Source organism: Mycobacterium sp. Root135 (assembly GCF_001426545.1).
GTDB lineage: Bacteria > Actinomycetota > Actinomycetes > Mycobacteriales > Mycobacteriaceae > Mycobacterium.
In genome coordinates this window covers 537,263-552,953 of sequence record NZ_LMEZ01000004.1, presented here as the reverse complement: position 1 = coordinate 552,953, position 15,691 = coordinate 537,263, and the positions used below count along the sequence as shown (strand labels likewise).

General features: G+C 68.2%; 14 protein-coding genes. 9 read left to right on the top strand and 5 right to left on the bottom strand.

The window, feature by feature from the left end:
* Both ASD37_RS10360 and ASD37_RS10355 read left to right on the top strand, forming a co-directional pair.
* On the top strand, positions 1 to 1,377 hold the full coding sequence (locus tag ASD37_RS10360; RefSeq protein ID WP_056550850.1) for an aspartate aminotransferase family protein: 1,377 nt from the start codon (positions 1 to 3) through the stop codon (positions 1,375 to 1,377).
* Positions 1,374 to 2,531, top strand: a complete 1,158-nt coding sequence (locus ASD37_RS10355) for an ABC transporter ATP-binding protein (protein ID WP_056550849.1) — start codon at positions 1,374 to 1,376, stop codon at positions 2,529 to 2,531. Before ASD37_RS10360 ends, ASD37_RS10355 begins: the two co-directional genes overlap by 4 nt.
* Here ASD37_RS10355 and ASD37_RS10350 read toward each other — a convergent pair.
* Complete coding sequence (locus ASD37_RS10350) at positions 2,512 to 3,171, bottom strand: TetR/AcrR family transcriptional regulator (RefSeq protein ID WP_056550848.1); 660 nt, start codon at positions 3,169 to 3,171, stop codon at positions 2,512 to 2,514. The genes ASD37_RS10355 and ASD37_RS10350 overlap by 20 nt on opposite strands.
* Positions 3,172 to 3,287: 116 nt before the next feature.
* On the opposite strand from ASD37_RS10350, the gene ASD37_RS10345 reads away from it, so the two are divergent.
* Both ASD37_RS10345 and ASD37_RS10340 read left to right on the top strand, forming a co-directional pair.
* Entirely contained in the window at positions 3,288 to 4,931 is a 1,644-nt protein-coding gene (locus ASD37_RS10345) for an NAD(P)/FAD-dependent oxidoreductase (RefSeq protein ID WP_056550847.1), read from the top strand.
* 11 nt (positions 4,932 to 4,942) lie between these two features.
* On the top strand, positions 4,943 to 6,985 hold the full coding sequence (locus ASD37_RS10340) for an acetate--CoA ligase family protein (RefSeq protein ID WP_235568050.1): 2,043 nt from the start codon (positions 4,943 to 4,945) through the stop codon (positions 6,983 to 6,985).
* On the opposite strand, the gene ASD37_RS10335 is transcribed toward ASD37_RS10340, so the two are convergent.
* Positions 6,887 to 8,077, bottom strand: a complete 1,191-nt coding sequence (locus ASD37_RS10335) for an ROK family transcriptional regulator (protein WP_235568049.1) — start codon at positions 8,075 to 8,077, stop codon at positions 6,887 to 6,889. The two genes, ASD37_RS10340 and ASD37_RS10335, sit on opposite strands and share 99 nt — an antisense overlap.
* A gap of 103 nt (positions 8,078 to 8,180) precedes the next feature.
* Between ASD37_RS10335 and xylA the strand changes: the two genes are divergently transcribed.
* The 4 genes from xylA (at position 8,181) to ASD37_RS10315 (ending at position 12,653) form a co-directional block, all read left to right on the top strand.
* Entirely contained in the window at positions 8,181 to 9,404 is a 1,224-nt protein-coding gene (xylA, locus tag ASD37_RS10330) for a xylose isomerase (RefSeq protein WP_056550846.1), read from the top strand.
* Positions 9,405 to 9,488: 84 nt separating this feature from the next.
* A complete protein-coding gene (locus ASD37_RS10325; RefSeq protein ID WP_056550845.1) occupies positions 9,489 to 10,577 on the top strand; it encodes a sugar ABC transporter substrate-binding protein in 1,089 nt (362 codons plus the stop codon).
* 7 nt (positions 10,578 to 10,584) lie between these two features.
* The gene (locus ASD37_RS10320) at positions 10,585 to 11,361 is read left to right on the top strand and encodes an ATP-binding cassette domain-containing protein (protein ID WP_056550844.1); all 777 of its coding nucleotides are present in this window, start codon (positions 10,585 to 10,587) and stop codon (positions 11,359 to 11,361) included.
* An 11-nt stretch (positions 11,362 to 11,372) separates the two neighbouring features.
* Entirely contained in the window at positions 11,373 to 12,653 is a 1,281-nt protein-coding gene (locus tag ASD37_RS10315; RefSeq protein WP_056551057.1) for a sugar ABC transporter permease, read from the top strand.
* A gap of 10 nt (positions 12,654 to 12,663) precedes the next feature.
* On the opposite strand, the gene ASD37_RS10310 is transcribed toward ASD37_RS10315, so the two are convergent.
* Together ASD37_RS10310 and ASD37_RS10305 are read right to left on the bottom strand one after the other, a co-directional pair.
* A complete protein-coding gene (locus ASD37_RS10310) occupies positions 12,664 to 12,999 on the bottom strand; it encodes a cupin domain-containing protein (protein ID WP_056550843.1) in 336 nt (111 codons plus the stop codon).
* Entirely contained in the window at positions 12,996 to 14,198 is a 1,203-nt protein-coding gene (locus ASD37_RS10305) for an FAD-binding oxidoreductase (protein ID WP_056550842.1), read from the bottom strand. Before ASD37_RS10305 ends, ASD37_RS10310 begins: the two co-directional genes overlap by 4 nt.
* Before the next feature lie 48 nt (positions 14,199 to 14,246).
* Between ASD37_RS10305 and ASD37_RS10300 the strand changes: the two genes are divergently transcribed.
* Positions 14,247 to 15,449: an acyl-CoA dehydrogenase family protein gene (locus ASD37_RS10300; protein WP_235568048.1), complete on the top strand. Its 1,203-nt coding sequence runs from the start codon at positions 14,247 to 14,249 to the stop codon at positions 15,447 to 15,449.
* On the opposite strand, the gene ASD37_RS10295 is transcribed toward ASD37_RS10300, so the two are convergent.
* Positions 15,422 to 15,682 (bottom strand): hypothetical protein, encoded by a 261-nt coding sequence (locus ASD37_RS10295; RefSeq protein WP_056551055.1) that lies wholly within the window; start codon positions 15,680 to 15,682, stop codon positions 15,422 to 15,424. The genes ASD37_RS10300 and ASD37_RS10295 overlap by 28 nt on opposite strands.
* Positions 15,683 to 15,691: the final 9 nt, after the last annotated feature.

Below are 15,691 nucleotides of genomic sequence, written 5' to 3'. Positions count from 1 at the left end.
GTGCCCTCGACGGTGTTGCAGAGTGCGGTGTCCGACGCGGTCGACGATCTCATCGCCGCCGAGGAGCAGGTGTTCCTTGCCCGGCAGCCGCGAAGCTCGGAGATGATCGTCAGGGCGCGCGAGCACCTGGCCGGCGGTGCGACGTCCAATTGGCAGATCGCCGAACCGCAGGCCGTCTGGATGAGCCACGGCGAAGGGTCGAAGGTCTACGACGTCGACGACAACCAATACGTCGACATGCACGGCGGCTACGGCGCTTCCATTGCAGGACACGCACATCCGGCGATCGTCGCCGCGGTGAGCGACCGGGTGCGGCGGGGCACCCACTTCGCCCAGCCGACCGAGGACGCGATCTGGATCGCCGGCGAGTTGGCCCGCCGGTTCGGTCTGCCGCTGTGGCGATTCGCCAATTCCGGCACCGAGGCGACGATGGACGCGATCCACCTGGCGCGCGCACTGACCGGGCGCGACCTCATCATCAAGGTCGAGGGCTGCTATCACGGTCACCACGATTCGGTTCAGGTGTCGGTGCTGCCGGAAGCCGACGAGATCGGCCCCCGCGATCATCCCACCGGAGTGCCCGGCAATTCGGGGATTCCGGCGGCAATTCGGGATCTGGTGGTCGTCGTGCCGTTCAACGACGCCGACGCGGTCGCGAGGGCGCTGTCCGAAAACCGCGATCGGGTGGCCGCGATGATCCTCGAGCCCATCATGATGAACGCCGGCATCATCACCCCGGACGACGGCTACCTCGCGGCGATTCGCGACCTCGTCCACCAGGCCGGGGCCCTGCTCGTCTTCGACGAGGTGAAGACGGGCTTCACCACTGGGCCGGGCGGCGTGACCGCGCTTTCCGGAGTGGTGCCCGACATGGTCTGTCTGGCCAAGGCATTGGGCGGCGGCATCTCGGTGGCGGCGATCGGCGGTACCACCGAGGTGATGTCGGCGATCGCCGACGGCCGCTACGAACAGGTCGGCACCTTCAACGGCAACCCGTTGGCGATGGCCGCGACCAGGGCCACGCTGTCGGAGGTGCTCACCGACGACAACTACCGCCACCTCGACGCGATTGGCGCGCGCATGCGCCGGGGGCTGGAGGCGACCGTCGCCCGGTACGGCTTCGGCTGGCACGTCGTGTCGGTCGGGGCCAAGGGGTGTGTGACGTTCTGCGCCGACCCCGTCCGGGAGTTCCGCGACTTCCTGCGGGTGGACGCGCGTCTCGGCCATCTGCATTGGCTCATTCAGCACAATGGCGGCGTGTTCCTGCCACCGTGGGGAAAGGTGGAGCAATGGCTGCTTTCCGTTCAGCACGACGACTCCGACGTCGACCGGTTCACGACGAACTTCGCCCGGTTGGCTGAGGCCGTGGCGCCGTGACGGGCGGTCACATCGGGCTGCACCAGCTGGCCAAGTCCTTCGACGGCGTTCCCGCCGTCACGGGGATCGACCTCGACATCCCGGCGGGACAGTTCTATTCGCTGCTGGGAGCGTCGGGTTGTGGCAAGACCACGACGCTGCGGATGATCGCCGGCTTCGAGAAACCCGATTCCGGTCGGATCGAACTCGACGGTCGCGACGTGGCGGGCGATCCGCCGCATCGCCGCCCCGTGAACACCGTCTTCCAGACCTATGCGCTCTTCCCCTTCATGTCAGTCGCCGACAACGTCGCGTTCGGCCTGAAGTACCTGAAGACGTCGAAAGAGGACGCCGCGCGTCGGGTTGGGGAAGCCCTCGACCTGGTGCAGATGGGCAGGTTCGCCAAGCGGCGCCCCGCCCAGTTGTCTGGCGGGCAGCAGCAGCGGGTGGCGCTGGCACGGGCGTTGGTGCTGCGGCCGCGGGTGCTGCTGCTCGACGAGCCGCTCGGCGCGCTGGATGCCAAGCTGCGCAGGCAGTTACAACTCGAATTGCGCGCGGTGCAGCGCGAGGTCGGCATCACGTTCGTCTACGTCACCCACGATCAAGAGGAAGCGCTCACCATGAGCGACCAGATCGCGGTACTGGCCGACGGCAGGGTCGAGCAGGTCGGACCGCCGCAGGAGATCTACTCCTCGCCCGCGACGACCTTCGTCGCCGGATTCCTCGGCGCCGCCAACATCTTCGACGCCGACGTGGTCGACGTCTCCGGCACGTCGGCGGTCTGCCTCGCGATCGACACCCGACTCGGCGCGGTGGTCGACCATTCGGTGCCACGGGGCGCGGCTGCCATCGTGATTCGGCCCGAGCGCATCGCGCTTCATGGGGCCGACGAGCCGGTGCCCGCGGGACACAACGCGATCAACGGCACGGTGGCGCAGATCGTGTACCTCGGCGCCCAGACGCAGGTACACGTGGACGTCGGTGCGGCAACGACATTGGTGGTCGAGGTACCCAACGCCGCGGGTCCGACGTCGGTGACCCATCCACCGGGATCCGCGGTGGTCTGCGTCTGTTCGCACGACGCGGTTCGCGTGTTGCGCCGCAGCACGGCCACGCTGAGCACCGACCCGGTGGCGTCGAACGCCGAGGAGGAACTCAGCCCTTCTTCGGCTTGAGCTTCTTCTGGCCCTTCTTTGCCGGGGGCAGGTCCAGTTCGCGCTCACAGAAGCGCATGGCGATCGCGTAGGCCACCTCGGAGTCGACCTCGGGGTCTTCGAGTGCGACTTGAATCGACAGACCGTCCAGCAACGCGCCGAACTCGAGTGCGAACATCCGGGCGTCGACAGTGCCGTCGATCTCGTCGGTGGCTTCCCCGGACTTGACGGCGTCGACGATCATCCGGCGCCAGCGGGCGTCGAGTTCGACTCGGCCCGCCTTGACCTCCTCGTGCCGAAACGCCTGTGCCCACAGGTCGAACCACAACCCCCAGGCGCCGGGAATCTCGTTGTCCGCCTGCGGAATCACCGTCCACTTGATCAGCAGCGACAACCTCTCGCGCGTCGAGGTGACCTCGGCGAGCATCTTCTCGGCCGCTTCGTAGAACGACTCCTCGGAGTGGCGGAGTGCGTCGACCAGAAGTCTGTCGCGGGTGCCGAAGTAGTAGATGACGAGCGCCGAGCTGACCCCGGCCCGCTTGGCCACGTCGGCGATGCGCGTGTCACCGAAGCCGCGCTCGCAGATCAAGCTCGCTGCGGCGTGGAGCATTTCGACGCGACGGCCCTCGTTGTTCTCCGTCGCAGGCGCAGGTTCGGCCATGACCTTCCAAATCCCCCTCAAGTGGCGGCACTGCTACTTGTCGGCAAGCCTAACACTCGATTAGATTGAACAGTCAGTCAGGACGTCCCGCCGCACGACACGGAAGAAGGTCGCTAATGACCAATGCGTATGACGCCATCATCGTCGGCGGTGGGCACAACGGTCTCGTCTCGGCCGCCTACCTGGCCCGCTCCGGCGCGAAGACCTTGGTGCTGGAATCTCGCGGCAGCCTCGGCGGAGCGGCAACCACCGAAGCCCCCTGGAAGGACGCACCCCACCTGCGGGTCACGCGACTGTCCTACGTCGTGAGCCTGATGCCGCCCACCATCGTCCGCGAGCTCGGCCTGGAGCGCCACGGTTACAAGGTGCACCCCATGGGGCCCTACTACCAAGCGTTCCCCGAGGGCGGCTCCCTGACCATCTTCGAAGACGATCCGGCGCGCACTCACGAGCAGATCGCCAAGTTCTCCAAGCGCGACGCCGACGCCTGGCCACGATGGAACGAGTGGCTTGAGGGCATCGCCGAGGTGATGGGTCCGCTGCTCACCCAGGTGCCGCCCAACATCGGCTCGCACAAGCCGTCGGACCTGTTCGATCTCGCCAAGCTGGCGTGGAGCCAGAAGGGCATCACCACCCGGATGACCGCGGACGTCACGCGGCTGTTGACGATGAGCATCGCCGACCTCCTCGACGATTGGTTCGAGTCCCCTCAGATCAAGGGGGCGCTCGCCGTCAACGGCGTGATCGGTACCTGGGCCGGTCCGTTCGAGCCGGGCACGGCATACGTGATGGCACACCACTCGATCGGCGACGTCGGGGACGGGCAGCTCGGAAGCTGGGGCTACCCCGAGGGCGGCATGGGCGGAGTGTCGGACGCGATCGCCCGCTCGGCGCGCGCCTTCGGGGCCGAGATCCGAACCAACGCAAGGGTATCCACGCTCAAGGTGCGCGGCGGCAAGGTCGAGGGCGTCGTCCTCGAGAACGGCGAGGAGATCACCGCACCGCTGGTGGTGACCACGCTGCACCCGCGCACCGCATTCCTCGACCAGATCCCGCGCCACGAGCTGCCCGACGACTTCGTCCGCGACATCGAGCACTGGAAGACCCGCAGCGGCGTCGTGAAGATCAACCTGGCCCTTGCCGAGCTGCCCAACTTCACCGCCGACCCGAGCTCGGGCATCGCCGAGCACCACACCGGATCGGTCGAGATGGCTCCCACGATGGAGTTCATCGAGGCGGCCTTCCAGGACGCCCGCGGCGGCAAGCCGGCGCTGATGCCCTTCAGCGACGGCGTCATCCCCACGACGCTGGACAAGACGCTCAATCCCGATGGCACGCACATCATGTCGTTGTTCACCCAGTGGGTGCCCGCGGAGTGGGCCGACGCCCCGCACGCGCACGAGCTCGACGCCTACGCCGACCGGATGATCGATTTGTACGACCAGGTGGCACCGGGCTTCGCGTCCTCGGTCCTGCATCGCGACGTCGTCGGACCCCACGAGATGGAGCAGGAATACGGGTTGATCGGCGGCAACATCTTCCACGGCGAGCTCTCGCTGGAGCAGCTGTTCCACATGCGGCCCGCGCCGGGCTTCGCCGACTACCGCACGCCCATCGCCGGGCTGTACAACGGCAGTTCGGCAACGCACGCCGGCGGCGGCGTGTGCGGCATCCCGGGCTGGCAAGCCGCGAAGGCCGCACTGGCGGACAAGAAGCGGGCCAACGGGCGGTTGCGGTCCGTCCTGAGTCGCTCGTCGTAGGTCCTGATCCGGTGGGGGAGCAGCGCAAGTCAGCGGTCGCCGCCATGCTCGGAGCCCGATCGGTCGCGGTCGTCGGTGCCAGCGCGCGCCCCGACAGCTTCGGCGCTCGGATGATCGTCGAGGCGCAGCGCGGTTCGGCGCGGATGCACCTGGTCAACCCCCGTTACGACCGCATCGGCGACCTACCTTGCGCGGCCTCGCTTTCCGAGCTCGACGAGCCCGTCGACCTGGTGCTGCTCGGGGTGCCCGACGGTGCGCTGGTCGAGCAGGTGGCCGCTGCCGCAGACGCCGGTGCCCGGTCCGCCGTCGTGTTCGGCGCCGCGCTCGGGGTCCGCGACAAGGTGGCGGCCGTCGCGTCGCAGGCCGGGATGGCACTGTGCGGCGCGGGATGCATGGGCTTCGTCAACAACGCCATTGGTCTTCGCGCACTCGGCTACCTCGAACCCGAGGTGCTGCCCGCGGGCGGGGTCAGCCTGGTCACCCATTCGGGTTCGGCCTTCTCGACGCTGTTGCGGGCACGTCGCGGGTTCGGCTTTCGGCTCGCCGTCTCCTCGGGTCAGGAAATCGTCACCACCACAGCCGATTACGTCGACTACGCACTCGACGATCCCGGCACCGACGTGCTTGCGCTGCTGCTCGAAAGTCCACGCGAGGTGCCCCGACTGCGGCGGGCCTTGCGCCGCGCCCACGACGGGGGCATCCCCGCCGTGGTGCTCCCGGTCGGGGGTTCCCCGACCGGTCAGGCGATGGTCGCCGCCCACTCGGGAGCGCTGGCCGGAGGGGACGCGGCCTGGCAGGCGTTCTGTGACGACGTCGGAGCCGTCCGGGTGCGGGACATGGCCGAATTCGCCGACACCGTCGAGATCTTCAGCATGCGCCGGCGGGCCGGGTCCGGGGGTCGGGTCGCGACCGTGCACGACTCCGGTGCCGAACGCGCCATGATCGCCGACCTGGCACACGAAGTCGGCGTCGAGTTCGCCCAGTTGTCTCCGAGGTCGCTGTCGGCCATTACGGATCTCCTCGACGACGGGCTGATCGCCACCAATCCACTCGACGTGTGGGGGACCGGCGCCGACACCAGGTCGCTGTTCCGTGCCTGTCTGCACGTCATGACCCAGGATCCCGCGGTCGCCGTCACCGCGCTGGCCGTCGACCTGGTTCCCGAATTCGACGGCGACACGGCCTATCCGGACGCGGTGCTCGACGTGGCCGCGGAGACCGATGCCCCGCTGGCCGTGCTGACCTCCCTGCCCGGCGCCGTCGACCGCGACGCGGCAACACGGCTGCGTGACAACGGGATACCCGTCCTCGAAGGCTTTCGCAGCGGGGTGGTGGCGCTGGGTCACCTGGCCCGGTGGCCGCTGCACCTGGAGTCCGGCCCGCCTGCCGTCGACCGCGACCGGCGGCGACGATGGCAGGCGCGGCTGCCGGAATGGGACGGGTTCGAGCTGCTCGCCGACTACGGCATACCGGTCGCCCGGCCGATTCTCGCGCACACCCTCGACCAGGCCCTTGCCGCCGCCGACGAGGCCGGCTATCCCGTCGTAGTGAAAACCGCTGCCGCCGAGCACAAGAGCGACGTCGGCGGTGTCGCCCTCGACCTGGTCGACGCCACCGCGGTTCGAGCGGCGTACGCGGACCTGGCCCAGCGGTTGGGCCCCTCGGTGACGGTGCAACCGATGGTGCCCGGTGGCGTGGAGGTGTCGGTTGGCGTCGTGCGGGACGCCACGTTCGGCCCGCTGGTCGTGGTCGCCGCGGGCGGCACGCTGGTGGAGCTTCTCGCCGACCGTGTGTTGGCGTGCCCGCCGGTGTCCCACGGCGGCGCGATGCGGATGCTGGACGCGCTGCGCGTCCGGCGCCTGCTGGACGGCTGGCGTGGTGCCCCCGCGACCGACGTCGGCGCACTGGCCGACGCGATCGTCGGTTTCTCCGAGCTCGCAACCGAACTGGGCGACTCATTCGAGGCGGTCGAGGCCAACCCGCTGATCGTCTCGGTTTCGGGCGTGGTCGCCGTTGACGCGTTGGTGGTACAGCGCTGCGGGGTTGGCCAGTAGCGGCGCGAAGGCCAGCTCGGCCGCACCGATCATCAGGGTGTCCGCGTCGAGGCTGGCCGGAACTATCCGCAGCATCTCCCCTGGTGCGCGAAAACTGTGCCGCGCGATGGCCTCGTCGAGGGCGGTGGCCGCCACCGAGGGGAAGACCCGTAGGAATCCGCCGAGCACCACCAGTCCGGGGTTGAGCAGGTTGACGACGTTGCCGAGTGCGATGCCGAGGTAGTGCGCCTGGCGTTCGACGGTGCTGGCCCGCACGCTCGAATCCTTCTCGAAGGTCTGTGACTGGCTGACCTCGGTCTCGAGGCATCCCGTTGCCCCGCAATGGCATTGCTTCGCGCCGCCGACGAAGGTGTGGCCGAGCTCGCCGGCGTAGCCCGCCGCACCGTCGAACAGCTGTCCGGCAACCACGACGCCAGCGCCAATGCCACCCGCGCCTCCGTTGACGTACACCATGTGCTCGGCGTTGGCGTGCTGGCCGAAGATGTGCTCGGCGATGGCACCGAGATTCGCGTCGTTGGCGGCGAACGTCGGCAGACCCGTTGCCGCGCCCAGCATTTCGCCGATCCGAGCATCGTGCCAGTCGAGGTGCGGGGCCAGCCGGATGGTGGATCCCGCCGCGTGCACCAGACCGGGGACCGCGACCCCGACGGCGGTGACGGTGCAGTCCGGCTCGAGCCGACTCCGCAACCGGTCGATCATGTCGGCCGCGAGGTCGACGGTCTGCTCCGCGGTGAGGACACCGGGGGTGGCCCGTTTGGTCACCTCGAGAACGTTCCCGCCGAGGGTGACCAGGCCGACGGTCAGCGAGTCGACTTCCGGGTTGACGGCGATGGCCAGCATGCTCGGGTGCGGCCGCACGACGGGGCTGGGCCTGCCGACCTGGGCCGAGGCGGTGGGCCTGGTTTCTTCGATCAGCCGATGTTCCGCCAGTTCCTCGACGAGGTCCTTGACCGTCGACCGCGACAGCCCGGTTCTCCGGGTCAGCTCGGCTCGGCTCATTCCGCGGTGGCGATGGACCAAGGTCAGCACACCGGAGAGGTTGCGCCGACGAACGTCATCGGTGCTGGTCCCGATCCTTGCGGCGCGATTCACGGCTTTCCTCCCCTCGACGATCTGCCCGTTGACAGTGGCGTGGAACACACTATAAGTTCGGCGACTGAACAAATCTACAGTCTGATTCAACCAGGAGGCGGAGATGTCCGTAGCCCAATCCAGTGTCTCGCTCGCCGACGGCGTCACCCCGCAGCCCTCGGACAAGTTTTCCTTCGGATTGTGGACCGTGGGGTGGACCGCATCCGATCCGTTCGGCGTCGACACCCGCCCCGCGGTCGACGCGGTCGAGGCGGTCGAGCGGCTCGCCGAGCTGGGCGCCTACGGTCTGACCTTCCACGACGACGACCTGTTTCCCTTCGGCTCGTCGGACGGCGAGCGGCGACGGGCGGTCGACCGGCTGGTGTCAGCGCTGAAGTCGACCGGCATGGTGGTGCCGATGGTGACCACGAACCTGTTCTCCCAGCCCGTCTTCAAGGATGGTGGGTTCACCAGCAACGACCGCTCGGTGCGGCGCTTCGCCCTGCGCAAGGTGCTTCGGAACATCGACCTGGCTGCCGAGCTCGGCGCCGAGACGTTCGTCATCTGGGGTGGGCGCGAGGGCAGCGAATACGACAGCGCCAAGGACGTCCAGGCCGCCTTCGAGCGCTACCGCGAATCGTTGAACCTGTTGTGCCAGTACGTCCTCGACAACGACTACCCGCTGCGCTTCGCGATCGAGCCCAAGCCGAACGAGCCCAGGGGCGACATCCTGTTGCCGACGGTGGGCCATGCGTTGGCGTTCATCGAGACGCTGGACCACTCCGAGATCGTCGGCGTCAACCCCGAGACCGGTCACGAGCAGATGGCCGGCCTGAACTTCGTCCACGGCATCAGCCAGGCCCTGGACGCGGGCAAGCTGTTCCACATCGACCTCAACGGTCAGCGCGGCATCAAGTTCGACCAGGACCTGGTCTTCGGCCACGGCGACCTGGCCAACGCGTTCTCCCTGGTCGACCTGTTGGAGAACGGCGGCCCCAACGGTGGCCCTAGCTACCTCGGGCCGCGCCACTTCGACTACAAGCCAAGCCGCACCGAGGACGGCGACGGTGTCTGGTTCTCGGCGGCGGCCAACATGCGGATGTACCTGTTGCTCAAGCAGCGTGCCGCGGCCTTCCGTGCTGATCCCGAGGTTGCCGAGGCCCTGGAGATGGCTCAGGTCGCGGAGTTGCGACGGCCCACCCTGAACGCCGGCGAGACCTACCGCGACCTGCTGGCCGACCGGTCGGCAATGGAGGACTTCGACGCCGAATCGTATTTCGGAGCAAAGGGATTCGGCTTCGTGCGGCTCAACCAGTTGGCCATCGAGCATCTGCTGGGCGCGCGCTGACGCTGGCGCAAGCCAATCCCTAGACGTGATGCACGTCACGCTATATGTTGTCGTCAAGAACAAATCGAGAATGGGGAGCAATCCATGAACCGAGTGCCATCAATGGTGTGTGCCGTGCTCGCCGTCGCGGGGCTGGCCCTGTCGGGCTGCAGCAGTAGCGGGAGCGGCGGAAGCGGCGGCGGGGGAGGCGGTGACGCCAAGTCCGAAGGCAAGATCGGCGTGATCCTGCCCGACACCAAGTCGTCGGTCCGGTGGGAATCCAAGGACCGGCCCGCACTCGAGGAGGCCTTCAAGGCCGCAGGCGTGCCGTACACCATTCAGAACGCCGAGGGCTCGACCGACAGCATGGCGACGATCGCCGACGGCATGATCGCCGACGGCGTCACCGTGTTGGCCATCGTGAACCTCGACTCCGACAGTGGCGCCGCGATTCAGCAGAAGGCGACCAGCCAGGGCGTCAAGACCATCGACTACGACCGGCTCACCCTGGGTGGTTCGGCCGACGTCTACGTCTCGTTCGACAACAACACCGTCGGTCAACTCCAGGGTCAGGGTCTGGTCGACTGCCTGGCGGGCAAGCCGTCGAACGTGGTGTTCCTCAACGGTTCTCCCACCGACAACAACGCCACCCTCTTCACCGCCGGTGCGCACTCGGTGGTCGACAAGACCCCGAGCGTCAAGATCGTCGGCGAGCAGTCGGTGCCCGATTGGGACAACGACAAGGCCGTCACCATCTTCGAGCAGATGTACACCGCTGCTGACGGCAGGATCGACGGCGTCTACGCAGCCAACGACGGCCTCGCCGGATCGGTGATTTCGATCCTGGAGAAGAACGGTCGCGCGGGTCAGGTGCCGGTCACCGGTCAGGACGCCACCGTCGAGGGTCTGCAGAACGTGCTCGCCGGCACTCAGTGCATGACGGTCTACAAGTCCGCGAAGGAAGAGGCGGGCGCTCTGGCCAAGGCCGCCATCGCGCTGGCGAAGGGCGAGTCGGTCACCGCGTCGGGAACCTCGCGTGACGACAAGGGAAATCGCGAAGTTCCTTCGGTGCTGCTGACCCCGAAGGCGATCACCAAGAGCAACGTCGACGTCGTGATCAGCGACGGCGGTCAGTCCAAGGACGAGGTGTGTGCCGGGCAGTTCGCCGCTATGTGCAGCGCAGCGGGGCTCTGATCGGCTGATGACCGCGCCCATCCTCGAACTGCGGGGAGTCAACAAGAGCTTCGGCATGGTGCACGTGCTTCGTGACGTCGACTTCGCCGTCCGGCCCGGCGAAGTGACGGCGCTCGTCGGAGACAACGGCGCAGGCAAGTCGACGTTGGTGAAGGCAATCGCCGGAATCCATCCGATCGACAGTGGCGAGTACCTGTTCGAGGGTGAGCGCGTCACCGTGCACGGCCCCAATGACGTTGCCGCCCTTGGCGTCGAGGTGGTCTACCAGGATCTCGCCCTCTGCGAGAACCTGGACATCGTGTCGAACATGTTCCTCGGCCGCGAAATTCGGCAACGGGGGATGCTCGACGAGGCCCGCATGGAGACGATGGCGCGCCAAGCGCTGGCGTCGCTGTCGGTGAAGACGGTCAAGTCCGTGCGCCAGACCGTCTCCAGCCTGTCAGGCGGTCAACGTCAGACCGTCGCAATCGCCAAGTGCGTGCTGTGGAACTCGAAGGTGGTGCTGCTGGACGAACCGACGGCCGCACTCGGGGTGGCGCAGACGCGTCAGGTCATCGATCTGGTGCGGCGCCTGGCCGACCAGGGACTGGGCGTCGTTCTGATTTCGCACAACATGATGGACGTCTTCGAGGTGGCCGACCGGATCTGCGCGCTGTACCTCGGCCGGGTGGCCGCGGAGGTCAAGACCGCCGAGGTCACCCGCGGGCAGGTGGTCGAGCTCATCACCGCCGGGCACTCCGGCGACCTCGGCCTGGCCCCCGCCGACGCCGCCCAGTCGACGTGAAGGATCGCGACATGACAACCACCAACTCGCCGACCGCCAAGGCAGAGCTCGACGACACCGCCTTCGCGGCCGACAGCCACTCGGACGCCACGTTCGCCGACGCGGCCCGCGGCTATCTGCGCAGGGTGCGCGGCGGTGACATGGGCTCGCTGCCAGCCATTCTCGGACTCGTCGTGCTCTTCGTCGTGTTCGGATTGGCCAACGACCGGTTCCTCTCCGCGCTCAACCTGGCCAACCTGGTGACCCAGGCCGGCTCGATCTGCGTGCTCGCCATGGGCCTTGTCTTCGTGCTGCTGCTCGGCGACATCGACCTGTCGGCGGGGGTGGCGGGTGGCGTCTCGGCCTGCGTGATGGCGCTGACGATGACCGGTCAAGGCTGGCCGTGGTGGGCCGGCGTGTTGGGCGGCGTGTTCTGCGGCGCGTTCATCGGGCTCCTGATCGGGCTGCTCCGCGCCAAGCTGGGCATTCCGTCGTTCGTGGTGACGCTGGCGTTCTTCCTTGGCCTGCAAGGCGTCACGCTCAAGCTGATCGGCGAGGGCGGTTCGGTCCGAGTCGACGACCCGGTCATCCGCGGCATCACCATCGCCAATCTCCCGGTGGCCGTGGGATGGGCGTGCGCGCTGCTGATCGTCGTGGCCTTCGCCGGCTTCGAACTGCTCAAGCACCGCAACAAGGTCGCGGCCGGATTGCACCACGCCCCACTGGGAGTCGTGATCGCACGCATCGTCGGCGTGGCCGCGGTGACGCTGGGCGTGACCTTCCTCCTGAGCCTCAACCGCAGCGTCAACCCGAGGGTCGAGATCCGCGGCATCCCCTACGTACTCCCGTTGGTGGTGGTCCTGCTCATCGGCCTCACCTTCGTGCTGACCCGCACCCGCTACGGCCGACACCTCTACGCCGTCGGCGGTAGCGCTGAGGCAGCCCGTCGGGCAGGCATCAACGTCGACCGGATCCGGATTTCGGTGTTCGTGATCGGCTCGTCCCTCGCGGCCGTCAGCGGCATCATCGCTGCGTCCTACGGCGGCAAGGTGTCGGCGTCCTCTGGCGCGGGCAACGTCCTGCTGTACGCCGTCGGCGCAGCCGTCATCGGCGGCACCAGCCTGTTCGGCGGCAAGGGCCGCGCGGTCGACGCGGTGATCGGCGGCGTGGTGGTCGCTACCATCGCCAACGGCCTTGGCCTGCTTAACCAGTCGTCCTACATCAACTTCCTGGTGACCGGCGGCGTCCTGCTGCTCGCCGCCAGCGTCGACGCGATCTCGCGCCGCCGCCGGTCGGCGACCGGCTTGAGTTGACCGGGGTCACTCAGAAGATCGAGTAGACCTTTCGCACGGTCTCGTGGATGTCCCACGTGCCCGTCCAGCCCTTCGGGAACACCGCGACGTCGCCGACGCCGATCTCGGAGGCCTCGCCGCCGTCCGGGGTGACCGTCATCCGGCCTGCCACGAGGTAGATCACCTCGTGCGTCGCCAGCGTCCACCGGGACGGGCCGGGGGCGCACTGCCAGATGCCCGCCGACGAGTCGCCGTCCACCCAGACCTCGAGACCGCTGGTGGCCATCGGAGCTCCGGTGGCCTCGTCGAGGGGTCCCCAATCCTCGAGCTCGGCGTCGGCGGCGTTGGGCAGCATGCTGGTGATCATCGGGAGGCCCTTTCGGGGAACGGTAGTGAAATCGGTTCGGGGGCAACCCGACTGTTGCCGTCGGCGTCGAAGCGGTCGAGGCCTAGGTCGGTGAGGTCGAGCCAGTCGCAGCGGCCCGTCGTGGTCAGGTCGGCCGCCACCTGCGAGACGGCGGGACCCCACATCATGCCGTGGCCGGCAGCGCTGGCCACGACGGTGCCGTCGACCGGGCCGTCGTCGGTGAGCAGCGGACCGAGGATCGGGAGGTGGTCCGGGGTGTAGTCGATGGTCGCCGCCCACGCGCGCCGAAGCCCGAGGCCCTTGACCGCGGGGAACACCTGCTCCATGCGTGTCCGCGCCTTGAGGTAGTACGCCGTGTCGAAGTCGACTGCGGTGCCCGGCGGCTCGTCGGGATTGCTCATGCCCCACAGAAAGCCGCCGGCTTCGCCTGGGCGCCAGTAGATTCCGGAGGGGAGGTCGAAGACCATGGGCAGCTCGCGTACGTCGACGCCGGGTGGTGCGGCGGTGACGACGACCTGGTGACGCGCGCCGCCGGCGTGGATCCGGCCGCCGGCGGTGGTGCCCACCGCCGCGAGCTTGGGCCCGCCGGTCAGGACGACCCGTTCGGTCGCGATCGGTCCGTCGGCCGTGTCGACGCCAACTACCCGGCCTCCCTTGGTGCGCAGGCCGGTGAACGCGCAGTGCTCTCGAACGTCGACGCCGGCGGCCACCAGTGCGGCGGTGTAGGCCAGCACGTTGCGCGGCGCGTCGATGTAACCGTCCCCAGGGGCGTAGGACGCTCCCATCGTCACGCCGGGCGCCAGGCCCGTCGGGCGGGCGTCGAGGTCGTCGCTGCTGAGCCATTCCACGGTGAGGCCGAGGCTCTGCTGAAGCGCGATGCGGGAATGAGCCTGCTGCACTTCGGCTTCGGTGAACGCCGGCATCAGATAACCCTGGGCGACGAAGCCGCAGTCGAGCGGAAAGCGGTCACCGCTGGCGGTATAGAACTCCTGGGCCCGGAGGCCGAGCTTGATCGCGGGTTCGGTGCCGCCCTGGGCGCGGACCATGCCCGCGGCGCGGCTGCTTGCCCCGTCGCCGAGCGTAGCCGCCTCGAGAAGGACGACGTTGGCGACGCCGGATTCGGCGAGAAGCACCGCCGTCCAGGCGCCGACCGTCCCGCCACCGACGACCACCACGTCGGCACGAGTGGAACTAGTCATAGCACTGAACGCTGACATAGACTGAACGCTCAGTCAAGGGCGAGGAGCATGATGTACGGGCTATCCGAGGCCGATCGACTCATCCAGGACGCGGCGCGCGGATTCGTCGACTCGCTGATACCGCTCGAGCTCGAGGCCGAGCTGGCCGGCGGAATGCTGCCGAAGGAGGTGACTGCCGAACACCATTCCCGGGCAATAGAATTGGGTCTCTTCGCGACCAACATGCCGACGTCGGTCGGCGGTCGGGGCTGCTCTGCGCTGCAGCAGGTGCTGGTGCAGGAACAGTGCGGGCGGGCAACCAACGGGCTCGGCTGGGTGATGGCCACGCCGCCGCAGTGGTGGGTCGACGTCACCACCGATTACCAGCGGGAGCGTTGGCTGCTGCCCGCCGTGCGCGGCGAGAAGCACGAGGCGTATGCCATCACCGAGGAGTTCGCCGGGTCGGACGTCTCCGCGCTGACGACCACCGCACGCCGGGACGGCGACGAGTACGTGATCGACGGCGTCAAGTGGCACGTCACGTCCTACAACCTGGCCGACTATTGCTTCGTCCAGGCGGTGCTCGTCGGAGGGGAGTTCGAGGGCGAGCACGTGCTTCTAGTGGTCGACCTACCGTGGCCGGGTGTGGAAGTGGTTCGCACCCCGCACTATTCGCATCACATCGCCGACGAGCATCCGATCGTGGCGTTCAACGGCGTGCGGGTGCCGGTGGCGAACCTCGTCGGCGCGGAGGGGGAGGGGATGACCTTCACCCAGGACTGGTTCCGGTTCGAACGGCTGATGGTCGCCGCCCGCTGCGTCGGTGCGGCGCAGCGGCTACTCGACGACGTGACGGCGTTCGCCAAGGAGCGAGTGGTCGACGGCAAACCGCTCGGCGAGCTTCAACTGGTGGCGGGCATGCTGGCCGACTGCGCGACCGAACTCTTCGCCGCGCGCACCATGCTCTACGAGGTGGCCCGCTCGATCGACGGCGGCGCCGACCGAAAGACGTTGCACGCGCAGGCGTCCATGGCGAAGCTGTACTGCTCGGAGATGGCGGGCCGGGTGGCCGACCGCAGCGTGCAGATCTTCGGTGGCCGTGGCTACATGCGCGAGAACGTCGCCGAGCGGATGTACCGCGAACTCCGCGTCGAGCGGATCTGGGAGGGCGCCAGCGAGATTCAGCGCCTCATCGTGGCCCGCCAGCTGATGAACCGGGGTCCGTCAGCGGTGTTGGAGGGACGTCAGCAGGGGTCGCCGGGAGGCGTGTAGTAGGGCACTCCCTCGACGGTGTAGCAGGGCACCTCGCCCCAGACGTACGGGGTGTCGGCAGAGGCAATCGCCACGCCGCGCGCCACGTCACCCGCGACGTTGGTGCACCCGCCAACGGCCACGTGCCGCCCGCCTGCGCCCGCGCAGATGTCGGCCTGAGCCGCCGGCGCCATCGCAAACGGCAAAGCCCCCATCGCCGCAGACGTCAACAGCACTGCTGCAAGCTTCTTCATGTCGTGCAT

Coding starts and splice junctions, on each gene's coding strand:
- ASD37_RS10310 (WP_056550843.1), bottom strand. CDS start 12,999: ATGATCACCAGCATGCTGCCCAACGCCGCCGACGCCGAGCTCGAGGAT.
- ASD37_RS10320 (WP_056550844.1), top strand. CDS start 10,585: ATGACCGCGCCCATCCTCGAACTGCGGGGAGTCAACAAGAGCTTCGGC.
- ASD37_RS10325 (WP_056550845.1), top strand. CDS start 9,489: ATGAACCGAGTGCCATCAATGGTGTGTGCCGTGCTCGCCGTCGCGGGG.
- ASD37_RS10345 (WP_056550847.1), top strand. CDS start 3,288: ATGACCAATGCGTATGACGCCATCATCGTCGGCGGTGGGCACAACGGT.
- ASD37_RS10315 (WP_056551057.1), top strand. CDS start 11,373: ATGACAACCACCAACTCGCCGACCGCCAAGGCAGAGCTCGACGACACC.
- ASD37_RS10295 (WP_056551055.1), bottom strand. CDS start 15,682: ATGAAGAAGCTTGCAGCAGTGCTGTTGACGTCTGCGGCGATGGGGGCT.
- ASD37_RS10300 (WP_235568048.1), top strand. CDS start 14,247: ATGATGTACGGGCTATCCGAGGCCGATCGACTCATCCAGGACGCGGCG.
- ASD37_RS10305 (WP_056550842.1), bottom strand. CDS start 14,198: ATGACTAGTTCCACTCGTGCCGACGTGGTGGTCGTCGGTGGCGGGACG.
- xylA (WP_056550846.1), top strand. CDS start 8,181: ATGTCCGTAGCCCAATCCAGTGTCTCGCTCGCCGACGGCGTCACCCCG.
- ASD37_RS10350 (WP_056550848.1), bottom strand. CDS start 3,171: ATGGCCGAACCTGCGCCTGCGACGGAGAACAACGAGGGCCGTCGCGTC.